Below are 19349 nucleotides of genomic sequence, written 5' to 3'. Positions count from 1 at the left end.
TCCTACGAACGACGTGTTACAGCGAGTTGCGGGAGTCGAAGCGAGCTAGAGCGAGCGGAGCGCGAGGAAGACGTCGACCCGGTCCTCCATCGTGGTCAGGTCGCGCCCGGTCAGCTCCTCGACGCGGGAGATCCGGTAGCGCACGCTGTTGACGTGGAGATGGAGCGTCTCGGCCGTACGCGTCCATGAGCCCGCGCTGCTGAGGAACTGGTCGAGGGTGGAGACCAGGTCGCTGCCGGTGCGCTGGTCGTGATCGATCACGGGGCCGAGCACTCGCTGGGCATAGGTGCGGCGGATGTCGTCGGGCACGGTGGCGAGCAGCAGCACGTGGGAGGTGACCTCCTCGGAGCTGGAGAGCGTCACCGCGCCGCCGCCGGAGCGCGCGACCCGGTGGGCGAACCGCGCCTCCTCCAGTGCGCCGGCGAGTGCGCCGAGGCCGCTCTCGCCGCTCAGGCCCACCGACAGCGAGCCGCGGACCAGCGCGGGGGACAGCCGGGAGAGCGAGCGGCGCAGCTGGTCGGTGAGGTCGGGGAGGGAGGGGAGGAAGGCGACCGCGCGGCCGTCGCGGGCGTTGGCGACCACGGAGGGACCCAGGCCGAGGGCGACATCCTCGAGCACCGCGGCAGCGGCATCGGGCGGGCCGCCCGGGCCGAGCTCGGCGACGGCGAGCACGAGCGGTCGGTCGGGGTCGAGCCCGGACTGGCGTAGCCCGGTCGCGATCTCGGCGGGCGACGCACCGGCCTCGAGGTGGGCGAGGGTCTCGGCCGCCAGGGGGCGCCGCACGCGTTGGCCCTCGTCGCGGCGCGAACGGTCGAGGGCGGTGATCGCGCCGAACTCGTGGACCATGTCGAGGTCTTCACGGGGCCAGCCGGTGTGGTCGCCCTCGACCGCGACGGTCCATCCGGTGAGTCGATCGGCGAGCCCCGACCCGACCGGGAAGAGCGAGTAGCCGCGGCCGTCGGCCTCGGAGACCGCGGGCAGCATGTCGGCGGTCAGGAAGCGGTGGGTGAGGGTGTCGACGGTCTCGGCGTCGAGCTCTCCGGGACCGGGCACGACATGTCGGCCGTTGGCGGTGATCACCCGGCAGGCGTGGCCGATCTCGGAGGCCACCCGCGCGGCGATCTCGTCGAGGCTGCGACCCGAGGCGATGGCGGAGAGGAGCTGACGCTGACGGGCCAGGCTGGCTGACATCCGGGCGCTCTCGCCGGCGGCTCCCGCGGCCGCGACATGCTCGCTCACGTCGGCGAACGCGACATCTCCGGGCACCTCGACCAGGGCGACCCGATGGTGACGACAGGCCGCGACGAGGTCGTCGGGCACCGCGCCGAGGAGGGCCGCGCCCGCCAGCAGGCAGGTCGCACCACCCGCCGCGATCGAGGACACGAAGGTCTCGCTGTCGGCCGGGTCACGGCGCCAGACCAGGCCGGTGAGCACGAGCTCGCCACCGGTCAGATAGCGCCCCGGCTCCAGCAGGTCGATCGTGACGGATCGCCCCACGGGGCGGTCCAACGCCCCCTCGGGCGCGTGCAGCAGCCGCAGCCCCAGGCTGGCCGTCTCCAACAGCTCTGCCAACAGCACGGTGCCTCCACGGTTGCTCGTCCGTACGCCGCGTCTTGGAGGAACGTACAACGCCTGCGCCCGCGCGGGGGAGGCCGTTGTCGGTTCTTCCTCAGTTTTCGACCGGAGACCCGATCGAGGTTGACGCGACTCGCGGGTCATCCTTATATTTCGAATAGTAGAAATCAAATTCCGCAATACGGAAGGACGCGAGATGTCTCACCAGCTCCGCTACGAGGTGAACTGCTCGATCCTGTTCACAGAGCTCCCGCTGCTCGAGCGCCCCGCGGCGGTCAAGGCCGCAGGCTTCGACGCGGTGGAGTTCTGGTGGCCCTTCGCCGGGGCGGTGCCCTCCGACAAGGAGACGGACGCCTTCGTCGCCGCCGTTCAGGACGCCGGCGTGAGCCTGGTCGGCCTCAACTTCTTCGCCGGAGACATGCCCGGCGGCGACCGGGGCCTGGTCTCGTGGCCGGCCCGGTCGAGCGAGTTCCGCGACAACATCGAGGCCACGATCGGCATCGGTGAGCGCCTCGGCTGCACCGCGTTCAACGCGCTCTACGGCAACCGCGTCGACGGTGTCTCCGCCGAGGAGCAGGACGAGCTCGGCGCCGAGAACCTCGCGCTGGCCGCCCGTGCCGCGGCCCGCATCGGCGGCACCGTGCTGGTCGAGCCGGTCAGCGGCGCCGAGCGTTACCCGTTGCTCACCGCCGCCGACGCCGTGGCCGTGATCGACCGGGCCAGCGAGGCCAACATCGGCCTGCTCGCCGACCTCTACCACCTCGCCGTGAACGGCGACGACGTCGACGCGGTCATCGCTGCGTACGCCGCACGCACCACCCACGTGCAGATCGCCGACGCCCCGGGCCGCAACGAGCCCGGCACCGGCGATCTCCCGCTCGGTCGGCAGCTCGCCGCCCTCGAGGCGGCCGGCTACTCCGGCTGGGTCGGGCTGGAGTACAAGCCCGCCACGACCTCCGCCGCCAGCTTCGACTGGCTCCCGCGCGAGCGCCGCGGCGCCGCCACCGCCACCCGCTGACCAACGCCTGACCACTCCGTAGGAGAGATCATCATGACCAACATCGCCTTCATCGGCCTCGGCATCATGGGCAACCCGATGGCCGTCCACCTGGCCGCCGCCGGCCACACCGTCGCCGGCTACGACCACTCGCTCGACCGGGCGAAGCCGCTCGTCGAGGCCGGCGGCCGCGCCGCCACAACGACCGCCGACGCCTGCCGTGACGCCGACGTCGTCTGCGTCATGGTCCCGGACTCGCCCCACGTCGAGGAGGTCCTCACCGCCGAGGGCGGCGTCTTCGAGTCCGCCCCCGCCGGTGCGCTGATCATCGACTTCTCCAGCATCCGGCCCGACGTGAGCGCGGGGCTCGCCGAGCAGGCCACCGAGCGTGGCTTCCGCATCCTCGACGCCCCGGTCTCCGGTGGCGAGGCCGGCGCGAAGAACGCCGCGCTCTCCATCATGGTCGGCGGCTCCGGAGACGACTTCGCCACCGCCAAGCCCCTCTTCGACGCCGTCGGCAAGACCGTCGTCCACGTCGGCCCGAGCGGCGCCGGCCAGACGGTCAAGGCGGCCAACCAGCTCATCGTCGCCGCCAACATCCAGGCGCTCTCGGAGGCGGTCGTCTTCCTCGAGGCGTACGGCGTAGACACGAAGGCCGCCCTCGAGGTGCTCGGCGGCGGGCTCGCGGGCTCGAGCGTGCTCAACCAGAAGAAGGAGAACATGCTGACCCGCTCCTTCCAGCCCGGCTTCCGGATCGACCTGCACCACAAGGACATGGGGATCGTCACCTCCGCCGCCCGTGAGGCCGGCGTCGTCGTCCCGCTCGGCTCGCTGGTCGCCCAGCTGATGGCGAGCGCCCGTGCCAACGGCGACGGCGGCCTGGACCACTCCGGGCTGCTCCGGGGCGTCGAGCGCCTCAGCGGCTCGACCACCGAGAAGGAGAACTGACATGGCACGCATGCGCGCGGTCGACGCCGCCGTCCTGATCCTGGAGAAGGAGGGCGCGACCCAGCTGTTCGGCCTCCCCGGCGCCGCGATCAACCCGTTCTACAGCGCGATGCGCCAGCACGGTGGTCTCGACCATGTGCTGGCCCGCCACGTCGAGGCCGCCTCCCACATGGCCGAGGGCTACACCCGCGCCGCGCCCGGCAACATCGGCGTCTGCATCGGCACCTCCGGCCCGGCCGGCACCGACATGATCACCGGCCTCTACTCGGCCTCCGCCGACTCGATCCCGATCCTGTGCATCACCGGCCAGGCCCCGGTCGCGAAGCTCCACAAGGAAGACTTCCAGGCCGTCGACATCGCCTCGATCGCCGGTCCGCTCACCAAGATGGCGGTCACCGTGATGGAGGCCGCCCAGGTGCCGGGCACCTTCCAGAAGGCCTTCCGGCTGATGCGCGAGGGACGTCCCGGCCCGGTCCTGGTCGACCTCCCGCTCGACGTACAGCTCGCCGAGATCGACTTCGACATCGAGACGTACGAACCGCTGCCGGTCGCGAAGCCGGCGGCCAGCCGGGCGCAGGCGGAGAAGGCCCTGACGATGATGCTCGAGGCGGAGCGTCCGCTGATCGTCGCCGGCGGTGGCGTGATCAACGCCGACGCCGCCGACCTGCTGGTCGAGCTCGCCGAGGTCACCGGTGTGCCGGTCGTCCCGACGCTGATGGGCTGGGGCGCGCTCCCCGACGACCACCTGCTCAACGCGGGCATGGCCGGCCTCCAGACCGCCCACCGCTACGGCAACGCGACGATGCTCGCCAGCGACTTCGTGCTCGGCATCGGCAACCGGTGGGCCAACCGTCACACCGGCTCGATCGAGACCTACACCGCCGGACGTACGTTCGTGCACATCGACATCGAGCCGACCCAGATCGGCCGGGTCTTCGCCCCCGACTACTCGATCGTCTCCGACGCCCGCGCGGCGCTCGAGGTGCTCGTCGAGGTCGCCCGCGAACGGTCCGCCGCCGGCACGCTGGTCGACCGCACGGCCTGGGCGCAGGAGTGCGCCGAGCGCAAGCGCACGCTGCAGCGCAAGACGCACTTCGACGACATCCCGATCAAGCCGCAGCGGGTCTACGAGGAGATGAACCGTGCCTTCGGGGCCGACACGCGCTACGTCACCACGATCGGTCTCTCCCAGATCCAGGCGGCGCAGATGCTGCACGTCTACAAGCCGCGGCACTGGATCAACGCAGGTCAGGCGGGTCCGCTCGGCTGGACCCTCCCGGCCGCGCTGGGGGTCGCGACCGCCGTGCCCGACGGGCAGGTCGTCGCGCTCTCGGGCGACTACGACTTCCAGTTCCTGATCGAGGAGCTGGCCGTCGGCGCCCAGTTCAACATCCCCTACATCCACGTGGTCGTGAACAACTCCTACCTCGGCCTCATCCGCCAGGCGCAGCGCGGCTTCGAGATGGATTACTTCGTGCAGCTCGCCTTCGACAACGTCAACAGCCCCGAGGTCGACGGCTACGGCGTCGATCACCTGAAGGTCGCCGAGGGGCTGGGCTGCAAGTCCGTACGCGTCACCGACCCGGCCGATCTCGGCGATGCCTTCGAGAAGGCCAAGGCGCTGATGGCCGAATACCGCGTGCCGGTGCTCGTCGAGGTCATCCTCGAGCGGGTCACCAACGTGTCGATGGGTGTCGAGATCGACGGTGTCGTGGAGTTCGAGGAGCTGGCCGAGCGTGCTGAGCACGCCCCGACCGCACTCGTGCCGATGAGCTGATCGGCGAGCGATGGTCCGCGTGCTGATCGCCTCCGACAAGTTCAAGGGGTCGCTCACCGCTGCCGAGGTCGCGGCAGCGGTGGGCACCGGGATGCGCCGTGGGCGCACCGATGTGGTCGTCGACGCGATCCCGGTCGCCGACGGCGGTGACGGCACCCTGGCCGCGGCGGAGTCCGCCGGGTATGTCGTCGTTCCGGTCACGGTGACCGGGCCGACCGGAGACCTGGTCCTGAGTGCGTACGCCCGCCACGGCGATGTCGCCGTCGTCGAGCTGGCCGACGCGGCCGGGCTTGCCCGGTTGCCGGGGCCGCCGGATCCGATGGGTGCCTCCAGCATCGGTGCCGGACAGGTCATGGCCGCCGCGATCGACGCCGGCTGCCGCCGGATCGTGCTCGGCATCGGGGGCAGCGCCAGCACCGACGGCGGGGCCGGCCTGGTCCGCGGTCTCGGGGCCCGGCTGTCCACCGCCGTCGATGGTCCGGTCGCCGACGGCGGCGCCGGCCTGGCAGAGGTGGCCAGCCTCGACCTGGGTGACCTGCGCCGACGGATCGACGGGGTCGAGATCACCGTCGCCTGCGACGTCGACAACCCGCTGACCGGACCCCACGGCGCGGCCGCGGTCTACGGCCCGCAGAAAGGCGCCGACGCCGACCAGGTGAGACGCCTCGACGCCGCGCTCGGTCACTGGGCAGACGTCGTCGCCGCCTCGACCGGCCGCGACCTTCGAGACAGCCCCGGCGCCGGGGCTGCGGGCGGCGTCGGGTTCGCCGCACTCGCGCTGCTGGGCGCCGAGCTTCGCTCGGGGATCGACCTCGTGCTCGAGCTCGTCGGTTTCGACGCAGCCCTGGACGGCGCTGCGCTCGTCGTGACCGGCGAGGGCGCCCTCGACGAGCAGACGCTGCGCGGAAAGGCGCCGGCCGGCGTCTCCGCCGTGGCCACCCGCGCGGGCGTGCCGGTGGTGGCGGTCTGCGGGGTCAACCACCTCGACGACGACCGGCTGCGGGCGGCCGGGATCGAGGCTGCGTACGCCTTGGCGGACATCGAACCCGACCTGCGCCGATGCCTGAGCGACGGTGCTGCTCTGCTCGAGCGGGTCGGCGAACGGATCGTGGCCGACCAGCTGAGCGATGTTCACCGAGGTAGCTCGGTGAACACCCACCTCCCTCGTGGAGCTCCACGAGGGAACCGCGACCTGACCGAGACACCTCGGTCAGCATCCGAGGAGCCGGTGACATGAGACTGCTGAGTGTGGGACCGACGGGGCACGAGCGCCCCGCTGCTCTCGACGACCACGACGTCCTGCGCGACCTGTCGGCGACGGTGGCGGCGATCGACGGGGAGCTCCTCGGCGATCCGGAGCGGCTCGACCAGATGCGGCACGCGATCGCCTCGGGAGACCTTCCGGCCGTGCCCGCGGGCACCCGCACCGGGCCACCCGTGCCGCGGCCGGGAAAGATCGTCGGGATCGGGCTCAACTACGAGGACCACGCCGAAGAGGCCGGCCTCACCATCCCCGACGAGCCGGTCGTCTTCCTCAAACCATCGACGTCGATCGTGGGTCCGTACGACACCATCGAGCTGCCGCCGGGCTCGACGACGACCGACTACGAGGTCGAGCTCGGCGTGGTGGTCGGGCGCCGGCTGACGCGATGCGGCTCACGCGAGGAGGCGCTGTCGGCCGTCGGTGGTTACCTGGTCGGCAACGACGTCAGCGAGCGCTCACGCATCGCCGCCGGCCCGACCTGGGCCAAGGGCAAGTGCGCCGACACCTTCACGCCGATCGGCCCCTGGCTGGTGACCCCCGACGACGTCGTCGACCCGCAGTCGCTCGGTCTCGAGCTCTGGGTCGGTGGTGAGCGACGCCAGCGCGGCACGACCGCGCGGATGGCCCGTGGTGTCGGTGAGCTGCTCGCCTACGTGAGCTCGCTGATGACGCTCGAACCGGGCGACCTGCTGCTCACCGGCACACCCGGCGGGGTGGCGGCCGGCCGACCCGAACCGAAGCCGTTCCTGAGCCACGGTGACATCGTGGAGGCCGCGGTCGCCGGCCTCGGCCGCCAGCGCACCCCCGTCGATGCGTACGCCGGGGCCGCATCATGACCCGAGCAAGCTCGCAGTCCGAACACTCACAGTCCGACCATGAGGGCGGTGCCGGAGACGAGCGCGAAGACGAGCACCACGATCCGCATCCGGGCAGCGTCCAGGCGGCGATGGGTGATCACGCTGAGCGCCGCCCCCAGCGCCACCGCGGGGAGCATCGGGAGGAGCGGCAGGAGCTGGTCGAGGTGTGCCTGGCGGGTCCCGAAGAGCAGCCCGAGCGAGACGATCTCGCCGCCGAGGAAGCAGGCCGCGACCGTCGCCCGAAGCTCGGCCGGCGGCCGGTGCTGGTAGACCAGGGCCAGCGGTGGGCCGCCGACCCCGGTGGCCGTCTCGGTGATCCCGGTGATCGCGCCGGCGGCGAGGTAGGCACCCACACCCGGGGTGAAGGAGGGGCTCAGGAGGCTTGCCACGACCGCAGCGACGGTCGCGGCGCCGACGAGCACCCCGAGAAAGCTCTCCGGGACCAGCGCGAGCACCAGCACTCCGCCGGGGGTGGCCACGATCCTGGCCGCGGTGATCCAGCCGGTGCCGGAGAGGTCGAGCGCGTGCCGCTCGCGCCAGAGGACGTACGCATTGAGCGGGATCATCGCCGCGAGGAGGAAGACCGGGAGCAGGTCGGGCGCGAGCAGACCGACCACCGGCGCCACGATCAGTGCGAACCCCAGACCGCTGGTGCCCTGGACGAAAGCGCCCGTCGCGACGGTCAGCGCGATGACGACCAGGGCGGTATCAGGCACCGTCGTCCTCCTGTCCTGGTCGTCCACGTTCGTCGACGAGACGGTATCGATGATTTCCGTGAGCTGGAAATGTGCTTCCGGATCACGGGAGATATCGCCGCAAGGTCGTTGACTGTCCGACGCGGCGCAGGCGACCATCGGATCGCCGTGGATCGGCAGCACGCGAGCGGAAGGTCGAGATGAACGACGAACTGGATCTGGTGATCCGTGCCCGCCGGATGGTCTCCACCCGCGGTGAGGTCGAGGGGTCTGTCGGGGTGAAGGGCGGCAGGATCGTCGCGGTCGAGCCCGCCGCGTCCGGGCTGAGCGCGGCCCGAGTGGTCGAGCTCGCCGACGACGAGGTGCTGATGCCCGGCGTCGTCGACGCCCACGTGCACGTCAACGACCCGGGCCGCACCGAGTGGGAGGGATTCGCCTCCGCGACCCGCGCCGCGGCCGCAGGCGGCGTCACGACCATCGTCGACATGCCGCTCAACAGCATCCCGCCGACCTGCGACCTCTCGGCGCTGGATCTCAAGCGACGGGTCGCTTTTGGAGGGCCAGCGGAGAGCCAGGCCTTCGTCGACGTCGGGTTCTGGGGCGGCGCCATCCCCGGCAACGTCCCCGAGCTGCGTACGTTGCACCAGGCGGGGGTCTCCGGGTTCAAGTGCTTCCTGCTGCACTCCGGTGTCGACGAGTTCCCGCCGCTCGACCCGGAGCAGCTCGAGCTGGCGATGCGTGAGATCGGCTCGTTCGGGGGCCTGCTGATCGTGCACGCCGAAGACGCCCACACGATCGAGCACGCGCCCGCGGCAGGCGGCGGGACGTACGACCGGTTCCTGCGCAGCCGGCCGCGCGACGCGGAGAGCCTGGCCGTCGCCCTGGTGATCGAGGTGGCCCGGCGCACCGGCTGCCGGGTCCACATCCTGCACGTCTCCAGCTCCGACGTGCTCGAGGCGCTGGCCGCCGCACGCCGCGACGGGGTCGCGATCACGGCCGAGACGTGCCCCCACTACCTGACCTTCGCCGCCGAGGAGATCCCCGACGGCGCCACCGCCTACAAGTGCTGCCCGCCGATCCGTGAGGCGACCAACCGTGAGCAGCTCTGGGAGGGCCTGCGCGAGGGTGTGCTCGACATGGTCGTCACCGACCACTCGCCCTCGACCGCCGACCTCAAGGCCCTCGACACCGGTGACTTCGGGGTCGCCTGGGGTGGCATCTCCTCGCTCCAGCTCGGCCTCTCGGCGGTCTGGACCGAGGCCCGCGCCCGTGGCTTCGCCCTCACCGACGTCGCCCGCTGGATGTCGCAGGCACCCGCCCGTCACGCGGGGCTGGCCGGCAAGGGACAGATCGCGGTCGGCCACGACGCCGACTTCGCGGTCTTCGCGCCCGACGACTCCTTCGTCGTCGACGTCGCCACGCTCCATCACAAGAACGCCGTCACGCCCTACCACGGCCGCACCCTCGCAGGCGTCGTCCGCGAGACCTGGCTGCGTGGCGAGAAGATCGACATCGAGGCCGCGCCCCAGGGCCGGCTGCTCACCCGAGTCACCCGAGAAGGAGCCCGACCATGAGCGCAGCACACAACCCTTCTGGCCGCTACTACGCCCCGACCGGCGGCCACCCGTCGCAGCGTGAGCTGACCACCGACCGGGCGGTCTTCACCGAGGCGTACGCCGTGCTCCCGCGTGGCACGATGCGCGACATCACCACCAGCAGGCTGCCGTTCTGGGAGGGCACCCGGCTGTGGGTGATCGCCCGGCCCCTCTCCGGCTTCGCCGAGACCTTCTCGCAGTACATCGTCGAGGTCTCGCCCGGCGGCGGCAGCGACAGGCCCGAGCTCGACCCGGGCGCCGAGGGCGTGCTGTTCGTGGTCGACGGCCGGCTCGACCTCTCGCTCGAGGGCACGAGCCACGCCCTCGCCCCCGGCGGCTACGCCTTCATCCCGCCCGGCGCCACCTGGACGCTGCACAACACCAGCGACCGGGCCGCAAGCTTCCACTGGATCCGCAAGGCCTACCAGCGGATCGAGGGCATCGACGTGCCGGAGCCGTTCGTCACCAACGAGGTCGACGTGCCCGGCGGCGAGATGCCCGGCACCGACGGCGCCTGGAAGACCCAGCGCTTCACCGACCCCGACGACGTACGCCACGACATGCACGTCAACATCGTGAGCTTCGAGCCGGGCGGTGCGATCCCGTTCCCGGAGACGCACGTGATGGAGCACGGGCTCTACGTGCTCGAGGGCAAGGCCGTCTACCTGCTCAACAAGGACTGGGTCGAGGTGCAGGAGGGCGACTTCATGTGGCTGCGCGCGTTCTGCCCGCAGGCCTGCTACGCCGGCGGGCCCGACCGGTTCCGCTACCTGCTCTACAAGGACGTCAACCGCCACGCCGTCCTGTCGCGGCAGTTCGGCTGATGCCGGTCGCCGTCGTCACCGGTGCCGGCTCAGGCCTGGGGCGAGTGATCGCGCAGGCCCTGGACGGTGCCGGCTTCCAGGTCGCGCTGCTCGGGCGTACGCAGGCCTCGCTCGAGGAGACCGCGTCGACGATGGCGCGGTCGCTCGTGCTGCTCACCGACGTCGCCTCCGCCGACGAGGTGGCGGCCGCGTTCGCCGCCGTCGACGAGATGTGGGGGCGGGTCGACCTGCTGGTCAACAACGCCGGCACCTTCGGGCCGAGCGGCGAGGCCGACGAGATCCCGGTCGAGGAGTTCGCCGCGACGCTCGCGGTCAACGTCACCGGCTCGTTCCTGTGCGCCCGCGAGGCGTTCGCGCAGATGAAGCGGCAGGACCCGTCCGGCGGACGGATCATCAACAACGGCTCGATCTCCGCGCAGGTGCCCCGCCCCGGCAGCGCTGCCTACACCACCTCCAAGCACGCGATCACCGGCCTCACCCGCGCCCTCGCCCTCGACGGCCGCGCCCACGGCATCGCCGTCGGCCAGATCGACATCGGCAACGCGGCCACCGAGATGACCGCCGGCATCGCGGTCGGCGCCCGCCAGGCCGACGGCACCGTACGCCCCGAGCCGACGTTCGACCCGCAGCACGTCGCCGACGCCGTGGTCGCCATGGCTCAGCTCCCGCTCGGCGTCAGCGTGCCTGCGATGACCGTCCTCGCGACCGGGATGCCGTACGCCGGACGCGGCTGATCCGACCTCGCCGCCCGGGGTGAGCCAGGACACAGGCAATCGGTTCCAATCCGAATCGCCGTGGTGGCCGAAGACAGGGTGACAGCGCCGCTGTCCCGGCCACCCATGTCGACCTCGAGGAGCCCGATGCCCCGTTCTGATCAGGAGCGCCGCCGAATCGCGGTGGTGGGCGGCGGTGTCGCCGGCCTGACGGCGGCGTACGTCGCGTCCCACCATGGCGTGGTGACCCTCTTCGAGGCCGACGACCGGCTCGGCGGGCATGCCGACACCCACCGCGTCACGGGGCCGGACGGGAGAGAGCTGGCGATCGACACCGGCTTCATCGTGCACAACCGGCGCACCTATCCGACGCTGCTCCGTCTCTTCGCCGAGCTCGACGTGCCGACCCAGGTCTCGGAGATGTCGATGTCGGTGCGGTCGGAGGCGGCGGACGTCGAGTACGCGGGCGCGCGCGGGCCGCGCGGTGTGCTGCCCGACCGGCGGGCGCTGCGGCCGGCGCACCTGCGGATGCTCACCGAGATCCCGCGGTTCCACCGCGCCGCCCGGGCGCTGCTCGAGAGCGGCGAGCCGGATGACCGCACCCTGGCCGAGTTCCTGGACGAGCACGGCTTCTCCGAGCACTTCCGCCGTCACTTCACCGCACCGCTGGTCGCCGCGGTGTGGTCGTGCGACCCGGCCACGGCGCTGAGCTATCCGGCTCGCTATCTCTTCGAGTTCCTCAGCCACCACGGGATGCTGCAGATCTTCGGTTCGCCCCGCTGGCGCACCGTCACCGGTGGCTCCGCGACCTACGTCGGGAGGGTCGCCGACGCGCTCCGCGACCGCGGTGGCCGGGTGCTGACCTCGACCAAGGTCACCAACGTGGTCGAGACCGGCGCCGGTGTCGAGATCACCGACGGCAACGGGCACACCGAGGTCTTCGACGCGGCCGTGCTGGCCACCCACCCCGGCCAGTCGCTGGCGATGCTCGGCGATCCGACCGACGCGCAGCGGGAGATCCTGGGGGCGTTCCCCTACTCCGCCAACCAGGCCCAGCTGCACACCGACACCAGCCTGCTGCCGCGCAACGAGCGCACCAGGGCTTCCTGGAACCATCTCGAGCGCCCGGGCCGCGGCCAGGTCACGGTCACCTACGACCTGACCAGGCTGATGCGGCTGCCCGCGCCCGACGGCGTACGTCACCTGGTCACTCTCGGTGGCGCCGATCTGATCGACCCCGCGAAGGTCATCGACACCATGGAGTACGAGCACCCGCTCTACACCCCTGAGTCGGTGGCGGCCCAGCAGCGTGCCGACGAGCTCGACTCGGACGCGCTCGTCTTCGCCGGAGCCTGGCGCGGATGGGGCTTCCACGAGGACGGCGCCCGCTCCGGTGCCAAGGCGGCCGAGCGGCTGGGCCTGCCCTGGACGACTCCCACCGAGTCTTCCGGCGTCTCCGCGAACGAGCCCGCGACCGGCGTCTACCGCACAACGATCAGCCACTCCCGCCGGAGCCCGCGGAAGAACCGGTTCGTGCACCGGTCGCACTGGTGGGTGGTCGACCTGGATCAGCTGCCCGACCGGGGCATCCTCGGCCGCTTCGAGGCGCGGGACCACCTGGGCGAGCCCGACCGCTCGATCCGGGACAACCTCGCCGACTTCCTGCGGCGCCACGACATCGACCTCGCCGACGGCCGGGTGCTGATGGCGGCCCAGCCGCGGGCCCTCGGCTTCTGCTTCAACCCGATCAGCGTCTACTGGTGCACCGATGCCTCCGGGGCGCCGCTGGCCACCGTCGTCGAGGTGCACAACACCTACGGCGACCGGCACGCCTATCTGGTGGATCCCGACGAGCAGGGCCGCGCCCGGGTGGTCAAGGCGATGTACGTCTCGCCCTTCAACGGCGTCGAGGGCCACTACGACCTGACCGTGCCCCGTCCCGACGGGCGCCTCGCCGTCACGGTGCGGCTGACCACCGACGACGGCGTCGTCCTCGACGCCGCGGTGCGCGGTGCCCGGGTCGAGAGCCCGACGTACGCCGCGTCGCTGCGCGCCGCTCCGGCTGCGCTGCTCGGCGCGATCTGGATCCGCATCCACGGGATCACCCTGTGGCTGCGGCGACTGCCGGTCCAGCACCGGCCTCCCCACCATCAGGAAGGTGTCCGATGAACACCGTCGAAGCACTCCCCGCCCCGGTCGTCGAGGGCGACCGTTGGCCGATGCTCGAGCCGACGCCCACCGGTCCGGCCAGCCGGATCGCCGCGGCCGCCACCGCGAAGGTCGTCCGCGCCGCCACCCGGCGGCTCGGGATCAGCGTGAGCGAGGACGGCCGGCCGGCCGACATCGTGCTGAACCGGCCCGAGGAGTTCTACGCCCGGCTCGGCCGGCACGGGCTGATCGGCCTCGGCGAGGCGTACATGACCGGTGCCTGGGACGCGCCGGAGCTGGGGGAGACCCTGACTGTGCTGTGCCGCGACCTCGAGGGTCTCCTCCCGGCCTGGGCGCGACGGCTGCACGGCGTCTACGAGCGGCGCCGCGGCCACTCCGACGTGAACACCCCCGAGAACGCCCGCGAGCACATCGGGCACCACTACGACCTCTCCAACGAGTTCTTCGCCCTGTTCCTGGACCCGACGATGTCCTACTCGGCCGGCCTCTTCTCCTCGCTGCCCTCGGCGGAGGACTTCGCCGATGCGCAGCACCGCAAGATCGACCGGATCCTCGACGAGGCGGGGGTCGGCGAGGGCAGCCGGGTGCTGGAGATCGGCACCGGTTGGGGAGAGCTGGCGCTGCGGGCAGCCGCTCGTGGGGCCCGGGTCACCTCGGTGACCCTCTCCGTCGAGCAGGCCGCGCTGGCCCGCCGGCGGATCGCCGCCGCCGGGCTCGAAGACCTGGTGAACGTCGACCTGCGCGACTACCGGGCCGTGGACGGCACCTACGACGCGGTGGTCTCGGTGGAGATGATCGAGGCGGTGGGCGAGCGGTTCTGGCCGGTCTACTTCGAGAAGATCGACGAGGTGCTGGCGCCGGGCGGCACCGCGGTGATCCAAGCGATCACGATGCCGCACGACCAGCTGATGACCACCCGCACCACCGAGACCTGGATCACCAAGTACATCTTCCCCGGCGGGATCCTGCCCTCGACGGAGGCGATCACGGCGGTCACCGAGGAGCACACCGGTCTCCGGATGCGCAGCCGGCTCTCCTTCGGCCCGCACTACGCCGAGACCCTGCGTCGCTGGGACACCGCGCTGCGCGATCGCGCCGAGGAGGTCCGCGGACTCGGCTTCGACGAGACGTTCCTGCGGATGTGGCACTTCTACCTGGAGTACTCCCGGGCAGGTTTCGCCGCCGGCTACATCGACGTCCAACAGCTCACGTTCACCCGGGACGCCTCGTGATCTCAGACCTGCTCCTGGTCAGCGGCGTCGCGGCCGTGGCGGTCGCGGCGCTGATGGTCATCACCACGATCGCCGCGCGCCGGGCCGGGCGCTTCTCCGTGGTCGACACGACCTGGGGTCTCGCGTTCGTGGCCGTCGCGATCAGCAGCGCGGTGCTCTCCGTGCGGGTCGGCACCTCCGGCCCGCTGCCGTGGCTGGTGCTGGCGCTGGTCGCGGTGTGGGGGCTGCGCCTGGCGATCCACATGCACCGCCGCAACCACGGCGCGGGCGAGGATCCGCGTTACGCCGAGATGCTGGGCGACACCCCGTTCGGGAAGGCCGCGCTACGGGTCTTCGGCATCCAGGGCCTGGCCGCCTGGCTGGTCTCCTGGCCGGTCCAGGCGGTCGCGGTCACGGGCTCCGAGCCGATGTGGTGGCTGGTCGCCGTCGGTGTCCTGGTCTGGGTGGTCGGCGTCGGCTTCGAGGCGATCGGGGACGCCCAGCTGGCGGCGTACAAGCGCTCGGAGGACCGCCCGCCGGTGATGGAGACCGGCCTGTGGCGCTACACCCGGCATCCCAACTACTTCGGTGACGCCTGCGTGTGGTGGGGCCTGTGGCTGGTCGGCGCGGCCACCGTCTGGTGGGTGGGGCCGGTCACGGTGATCGCGCCCGTCGCGATGACCTACTTCCTGGTCCATGCGACCGGCGCGCGGCTGCTGGAGGAGACCATGATGAAGCGGCCCGGCTACCCCGAGTACGCCGCGCGCACCTCGATGTTCGTGCCGTTGCCGCCGCGTGGTGGACTCGTCGGGTAAGCGGGATCGACGAGAAGGGGTGGCCCGATGACCGACGAGAGACGGGTGCTCTGGTTCCGTCGGGACCTGAGGCTGCTCGACCATGCTGCCCTGCTCACCGCGGCCGCCGACGGGGCGGAGGTGGTGCCGCTCTACGTGCTCGACGAGCGGCTGCTGGCGCCGGCCGGCCGCACCCGGGTCGCCTGGGTGCTGGCCTCCGTGCGGGCCTTGGCCGACGAGCTCGCGGAGCACGGGGCGAGCCTCGTGGTCCGGCGCGGGGATCCCGCCGAGGTGCTGCCCGCGGTGGTCGCCGAGACCGGCGCGCGCGAGGTGCACATCAGCTCCGACCACGGGCCCTACGGCCGGGCTCGGGACGCTCGGGTCCGGGCAGCGCTGGGCGAAGCGCAGCCGGGCGAGGTGCCGCTGGTGGAGACCGGGTCGCCCTATGCCGTCACGCCGGGCCGGGTGCTGACCGGTTCGGGCACCGGCTACCAGGTCTTCACGCCCTACTACCGGGCCTGGCTCGCGCACGGCTGGCGGGCGCCGGCGGCGAGCGACCCTGCCCGGGTGGCCTGGGCATCGGCCCCGACCGAGGAGCTGCCCAGCGTGGAGCTGCCCTCGGGCGTACGTCTCGAGGCCGGTGAGTCCGCGGCCCGGCGTCACTGGGCCGAGGCGCTCGAGCGGGTCGGTGACTACGCCACCGCGCGCGACCGCCCCGACCTCGACGCCACCTCCCGGATCTCCCCGTATCTCAAGGTCGGCGCCCTGCACCCGCGCACGCTCCTGGCCGACCTGGCCGACCATCCGGAGCCGGAGGCGTTCCGGCGCGAGCTCGCCTTCCGCGAGTTCTACGCCGACGTGCTCCACCACCGCCCCGAGACCGCGCGCGAGTATGCCCGCCCGGAGCTCCGCGGTCTGCCGTACCTCACCGGGGCCGCCCTGTGTGAGCACCTCGACGTGTGGCGCGCCGGCCGCACCGGCTATCCGCTGGTCGACGCCGGCATGCGGCAGCTGCTCGCGGAGGGCTGGATGCACAACCGGGTGCGGATGCTGGTCGCGTCCTTCCTGGTCAAGGACCTCGGCGTCGAGTGGACCCACGGCGCCCGGCACTTCCTGCGCCACCTGATCGACGGCGACCTGGCCAGCAACCAGCACGGCTGGCAGTGGGCCGCCGGCAGCGGCACCGACGCGGCGCCCTACTTCCGGATCTTCAACCCGACCACCCAGGCCCGTCGCTTCGACCCGGACGGCACCTACATCCGCCGCTGGATCCCCGAGCTCCGCTCGGTCACCGGCAAGGCGATCCACGAGCCGTGGACGGCTCCGGGTGGACCACCGGAGGGCTATCCGGCGCCGATCGTCGACCACGCCGAGCAGCGGGCCGCCGCGCTGGAGGCTTATCACGCGCTTCGTCGGTGAGCCGGCTCTTCACGACGGAAGAGGCCCTGACCAGCGGGGGTACCGGTCAGGGCCTCGGCTCGGGGCGGATCAGCCGCGATCCCGCTCGATGTGGTGCCGTTCCAAGATGTGCGCGATCTCGGTGAAGCCGCGGTCGCGTGCGTGCTGGAGAGGGCTCACCCCGTCGCGGTCGGCGATGCTCGGGTCGGCTCCGTGCTCGAGCAGGCTGGTCACGATGCGCTGCCAGCGGTCGGAGCCCTCGCCGAGGATCACGGCCTCGAGGAGAGCGGTCCAGCCGAGGTCGTTGACGTGGTTGATGTCGATGGCGGTCTTCGCGACCCGCTCCACATACTCGGCGTGGCCGCGCTCGCTGGCGGGGATGATCGAGAGGCCGCCGTAGCGGTTGCGCACGGTCAGATCCGGGTCGGCGGTGAGCAGCAGTTCGGCCATCGGGACGCTGCCGGTGACCCCGGTGACCAGCCACGGGGTGTCGTGCCGGCCGTCGAGCGCGTCGGGGTCGGCGCCGAGGTAGACGAGCAGCCGGGCCGTCTCGACGTGGTCGTCGGTGACCGCGAGCAGCAGCGGCGTACGCCGGTTGCCGTCACGCGTCTCCAGGTCAGCGCCGTCGCGCAGGGCTGCAGCCGCCGAGTCGGCATCCCCGGCCGACGCGGCACGCAGGAGCTGAGATTCGCCGTCGGCGACCTCGGAGGAAGCCGTACGCAGCGTCGACACGATCGCGTCGAACCCGCGCTCCTCGGCGTGCTGGAGGGCGGTCTTCCCGTCCCGGCCCGCCTCGATCGAGATGTCCACGCCGGCCGCGACGAGCACGCGTACGGTGTCGGCCGCGTCCGGGCCGTCGTCACCCAGCACGATCGCCTCGTGCAGCGCGGTCCAGCCCAGGTTGTTGACGTGATCCAGGTCGATCCCGGCCTGCACCAGGCGCCCGACGATGTCGGCGTGCCCGCGCTCGGCGGCGCGGATCAGCGCGGTGCCGTCGTAGGAGTCCTTGGCGTTCACCTCGGCGCCGTTGCGCAACGTCAGGTCGAGCAGGTCGACGTAGCCCTCGCTGGCGGCGATGAGGTAGGCGCTCTGCTCGGTGTCGTCGGTGTGGTTGACGTCCGCGCCGGCCTGGATCAGCTCGCGGGCGCGGGCGACGTCGTTGTCCCATGCGGCCTTGATCAGCTGCTCGTTCATCCGCTTCTGCTCCTCGGGGTCGGGGGAGTTCTTGGTCGTCCCCTCCACCGGCTTGGCGTCGGCGGAGGAGGCGGACGGGCTGGCGGACGGCTCGGCGCCGTCCTCCGGCGCCGCGGCGCAGCCTGCCATGAGCACGGCCAGCACCGCGGACGCCGTCACGGTCGCCACTGTGCCGAAACCAGCCGGCGACCGTCGCAGAGAGGAGGTGGTCATCGCGGCATCCGAGCGGTGACGATCTCGTACGGCCCCTGCGCGGTCTGCTCGTCGAAGTGGCTGTCGACCAGCAGCATCCGGCCATCGAGCAGCTTGCCGGTGGTGAAGACGCGGTCCGGGTCGGTCGCCCGCGACGAGACGTGCTCGGCGGAGGTCGCGGACCGGTTCAGCTCGAGGTGCACGATCTGCTTGTCGAAGTTGCGGATCACGGCGAGGTCGCGGCCCTGCCGGATCAGGCCGTCGGCGTTGCGCAGGTCGGCGCCGTCGGTGTCGATCTCGCTGACCTCACCGGTGGCGATGTCGAAACGCCAGAGCTGGCCGGTGTTGCCCTGGGCGACGACGAACGCGGACTCGTCCGTGCTCGTCACGATGCCGCCGAGGTTGAAGCCCTCCTGCCGGGTGATCTGGTCGCTGCCGTCGGCCCACTCGGTGGCCTCCCAGCCGTTGTCGCCTTCGGCGACGCGGATGATCGTAGGGTCGTTGGAGTTGGTGAAGTAGGCGGCGCCGTCCGGCCCGATCGCGACGTCGTTCAGGAACGCGTCGTTGTCCGGGACGCGGAGGGCGGTGAGCAGCTCACCCCCGGGGCTGTAGACCCACAGGTCGGGGCGGTCGTTGCCGGTGCCGTTCGGACCACCGGCGATGTAGATGCGGCCCTCGTCGTCGACGGTGATGCCGCGGGCGGTGTAGCGGCCGTCGGCGCCGTCGCCGGCCAGCCACTCCTCGGCCTGGGCGCGGTCGGCGGAGCCGCGCTGGATCTCGCCGCCGGTGGCCTCGCTGACGTAGAACTTCCCGGACTCCTGGTCCACCCCGATGCCCTCGAACTTCGATCCGCCCTGGGCCGACGGGTCGCCCTCGAGCAGGTAGGTGGCCGGGCGGCCGGTGCGCTCGGCAGCGGTGGCCGTGCCGGCCGCGGTGGCGGTCAGAGTGGCCGAGACGGCGATGCCGGCCAGGCCTGCGATGGCGGCGACTCGGGACGTACGCATGGTGGTTCTCCTCCGGTTGGTCGAGCTGGTGCAACAACCTTCGCCGGGAGGGCGGGGTGCGGACATCGGGCGACCGGCGACGCCTGGATAGCCGGGCGGTGACACTCCGGATAGCCGATCGGATGATGCTGGCGCGACGCGG

The 19349-nt window shown here is 71.9% G+C and carries 16 protein-coding genes; 12 read left to right on the top strand and 4 right to left on the bottom strand.

The window, feature by feature from the left end:
- Positions 1 to 45 precede the first annotated feature (45 nt).
- A complete protein-coding gene (locus tag FB381_RS22305) occupies positions 46 to 1572 on the bottom strand; it encodes a PucR family transcriptional regulator (RefSeq protein ID WP_170225272.1) in 1527 nt (508 codons plus the stop codon).
- A 199-nt stretch (positions 1573 to 1771) separates the two neighbouring features.
- Here FB381_RS22305 and FB381_RS22300 point away from each other — a divergent pair, with 199 nt between their 5' ends.
- The 5 genes from FB381_RS22300 to FB381_RS22280 are packed head-to-tail and all read left to right on the top strand — an operon-like array spanning position 1772 to position 7397.
- Positions 1772 to 2593, top strand: coding sequence for a hydroxypyruvate isomerase family protein (locus FB381_RS22300; RefSeq protein WP_141782267.1), 822 nt, complete (start codon positions 1772 to 1774; stop codon positions 2591 to 2593).
- Positions 2594 to 2626: 33 nt separating this feature from the next.
- Positions 2627 to 3520 (top strand): 2-hydroxy-3-oxopropionate reductase, encoded by an 894-nt coding sequence (locus tag FB381_RS22295; RefSeq protein ID WP_141782266.1) that lies wholly within the window; start codon positions 2627 to 2629, stop codon positions 3518 to 3520.
- Position 3521: 1 nt separating this feature from the next.
- Positions 3522 to 5297, top strand: a complete 1776-nt coding sequence (gene gcl / locus FB381_RS22290; protein ID WP_141782265.1) for a glyoxylate carboligase — start codon at positions 3522 to 3524, stop codon at positions 5295 to 5297.
- A gap of 10 nt (positions 5298 to 5307) precedes the next feature.
- Complete coding sequence (locus FB381_RS22285) at positions 5308 to 6534, top strand: glycerate kinase (RefSeq protein WP_141782264.1); 1227 nt, start codon at positions 5308 to 5310, stop codon at positions 6532 to 6534.
- Positions 6531 to 7397: a fumarylacetoacetate hydrolase family protein gene (locus tag FB381_RS22280; protein ID WP_141782263.1), complete on the top strand. Its 867-nt coding sequence runs from the start codon at positions 6531 to 6533 to the stop codon at positions 7395 to 7397. The genes FB381_RS22285 and FB381_RS22280 overlap by 4 nt, the downstream gene beginning before the upstream one ends.
- 26 nt (positions 7398 to 7423) lie before the next feature.
- On the opposite strand, the gene FB381_RS22275 is transcribed toward FB381_RS22280, so the two are convergent.
- A complete protein-coding gene (locus FB381_RS22275) occupies positions 7424 to 8134 on the bottom strand; it encodes a sulfite exporter TauE/SafE family protein (protein ID WP_141782262.1) in 711 nt (236 codons plus the stop codon).
- A gap of 179 nt (positions 8135 to 8313) precedes the next feature.
- Between FB381_RS22275 and allB the strand changes: the two genes are divergently transcribed.
- The 7 genes from allB (at position 8314) to FB381_RS22240 (ending at position 16838) form a co-directional block, all read left to right on the top strand.
- Positions 8314 to 9687: an allantoinase AllB gene (allB, locus tag FB381_RS22270; RefSeq protein WP_141782261.1), complete on the top strand. Its 1374-nt coding sequence runs from the start codon at positions 8314 to 8316 to the stop codon at positions 9685 to 9687.
- Positions 9684 to 10532, top strand: coding sequence for a bifunctional allantoicase/(S)-ureidoglycine aminohydrolase (locus FB381_RS22265; RefSeq protein ID WP_141782260.1), 849 nt, complete (start codon positions 9684 to 9686; stop codon positions 10530 to 10532). The genes allB and FB381_RS22265 overlap by 4 nt, the downstream gene beginning before the upstream one ends.
- Positions 10532 to 11266, top strand: coding sequence for an SDR family oxidoreductase (locus FB381_RS22260; RefSeq protein ID WP_141782259.1), 735 nt, complete (start codon positions 10532 to 10534; stop codon positions 11264 to 11266). The genes FB381_RS22265 and FB381_RS22260 overlap by 1 nt, the downstream gene beginning before the upstream one ends.
- A gap of 126 nt (positions 11267 to 11392) precedes the next feature.
- Positions 11393 to 13414, top strand: coding sequence for an FAD-dependent oxidoreductase (locus FB381_RS22255; protein ID WP_141782258.1), 2022 nt, complete (start codon positions 11393 to 11395; stop codon positions 13412 to 13414).
- Positions 13411 to 14646, top strand: a complete 1236-nt coding sequence (locus FB381_RS22250; protein WP_141782257.1) for an SAM-dependent methyltransferase — start codon at positions 13411 to 13413, stop codon at positions 14644 to 14646. Before FB381_RS22255 ends, FB381_RS22250 begins: the two co-directional genes overlap by 4 nt.
- Complete coding sequence (locus FB381_RS22245) at positions 14643 to 15440, top strand: DUF1295 domain-containing protein (protein ID WP_246088268.1); 798 nt, start codon at positions 14643 to 14645, stop codon at positions 15438 to 15440. Before FB381_RS22250 ends, FB381_RS22245 begins: the two co-directional genes overlap by 4 nt.
- Before the next feature lie 27 nt (positions 15441 to 15467).
- Positions 15468 to 16838, top strand: a complete 1371-nt coding sequence (locus FB381_RS22240) for a cryptochrome/photolyase family protein (RefSeq protein WP_141782256.1) — start codon at positions 15468 to 15470, stop codon at positions 16836 to 16838.
- Positions 16839 to 16907: 69 nt separating this feature from the next.
- Here the strand turns inward: FB381_RS22240 and FB381_RS22235 are convergent, their stop codons facing one another.
- Together FB381_RS22235 and FB381_RS22230 are read right to left on the bottom strand one after the other, a co-directional pair.
- On the bottom strand, positions 16908 to 18224 hold the full coding sequence (locus FB381_RS22235; protein WP_246088267.1) for an ankyrin repeat domain-containing protein: 1317 nt from the start codon (positions 18222 to 18224) through the stop codon (positions 16908 to 16910).
- Positions 18221 to 19207, bottom strand: a complete 987-nt coding sequence (locus tag FB381_RS22230; protein WP_141782255.1) for an SMP-30/gluconolactonase/LRE family protein — start codon at positions 19205 to 19207, stop codon at positions 18221 to 18223. The genes FB381_RS22235 and FB381_RS22230 overlap by 4 nt, the downstream gene beginning before the upstream one ends.
- Between the last annotated feature and the right edge of the window lie 142 nt (positions 19208 to 19349).

It is taken from the genome of Nocardioides albertanoniae (assembly GCF_006716315.1).
In the GTDB taxonomy this organism is placed as follows: Bacteria; Actinomycetota; Actinomycetes; order Propionibacteriales; family Nocardioidaceae; genus Nocardioides; species Nocardioides albertanoniae.
This window is presented reverse-complemented; position numbering and strand designations above follow the sequence as displayed.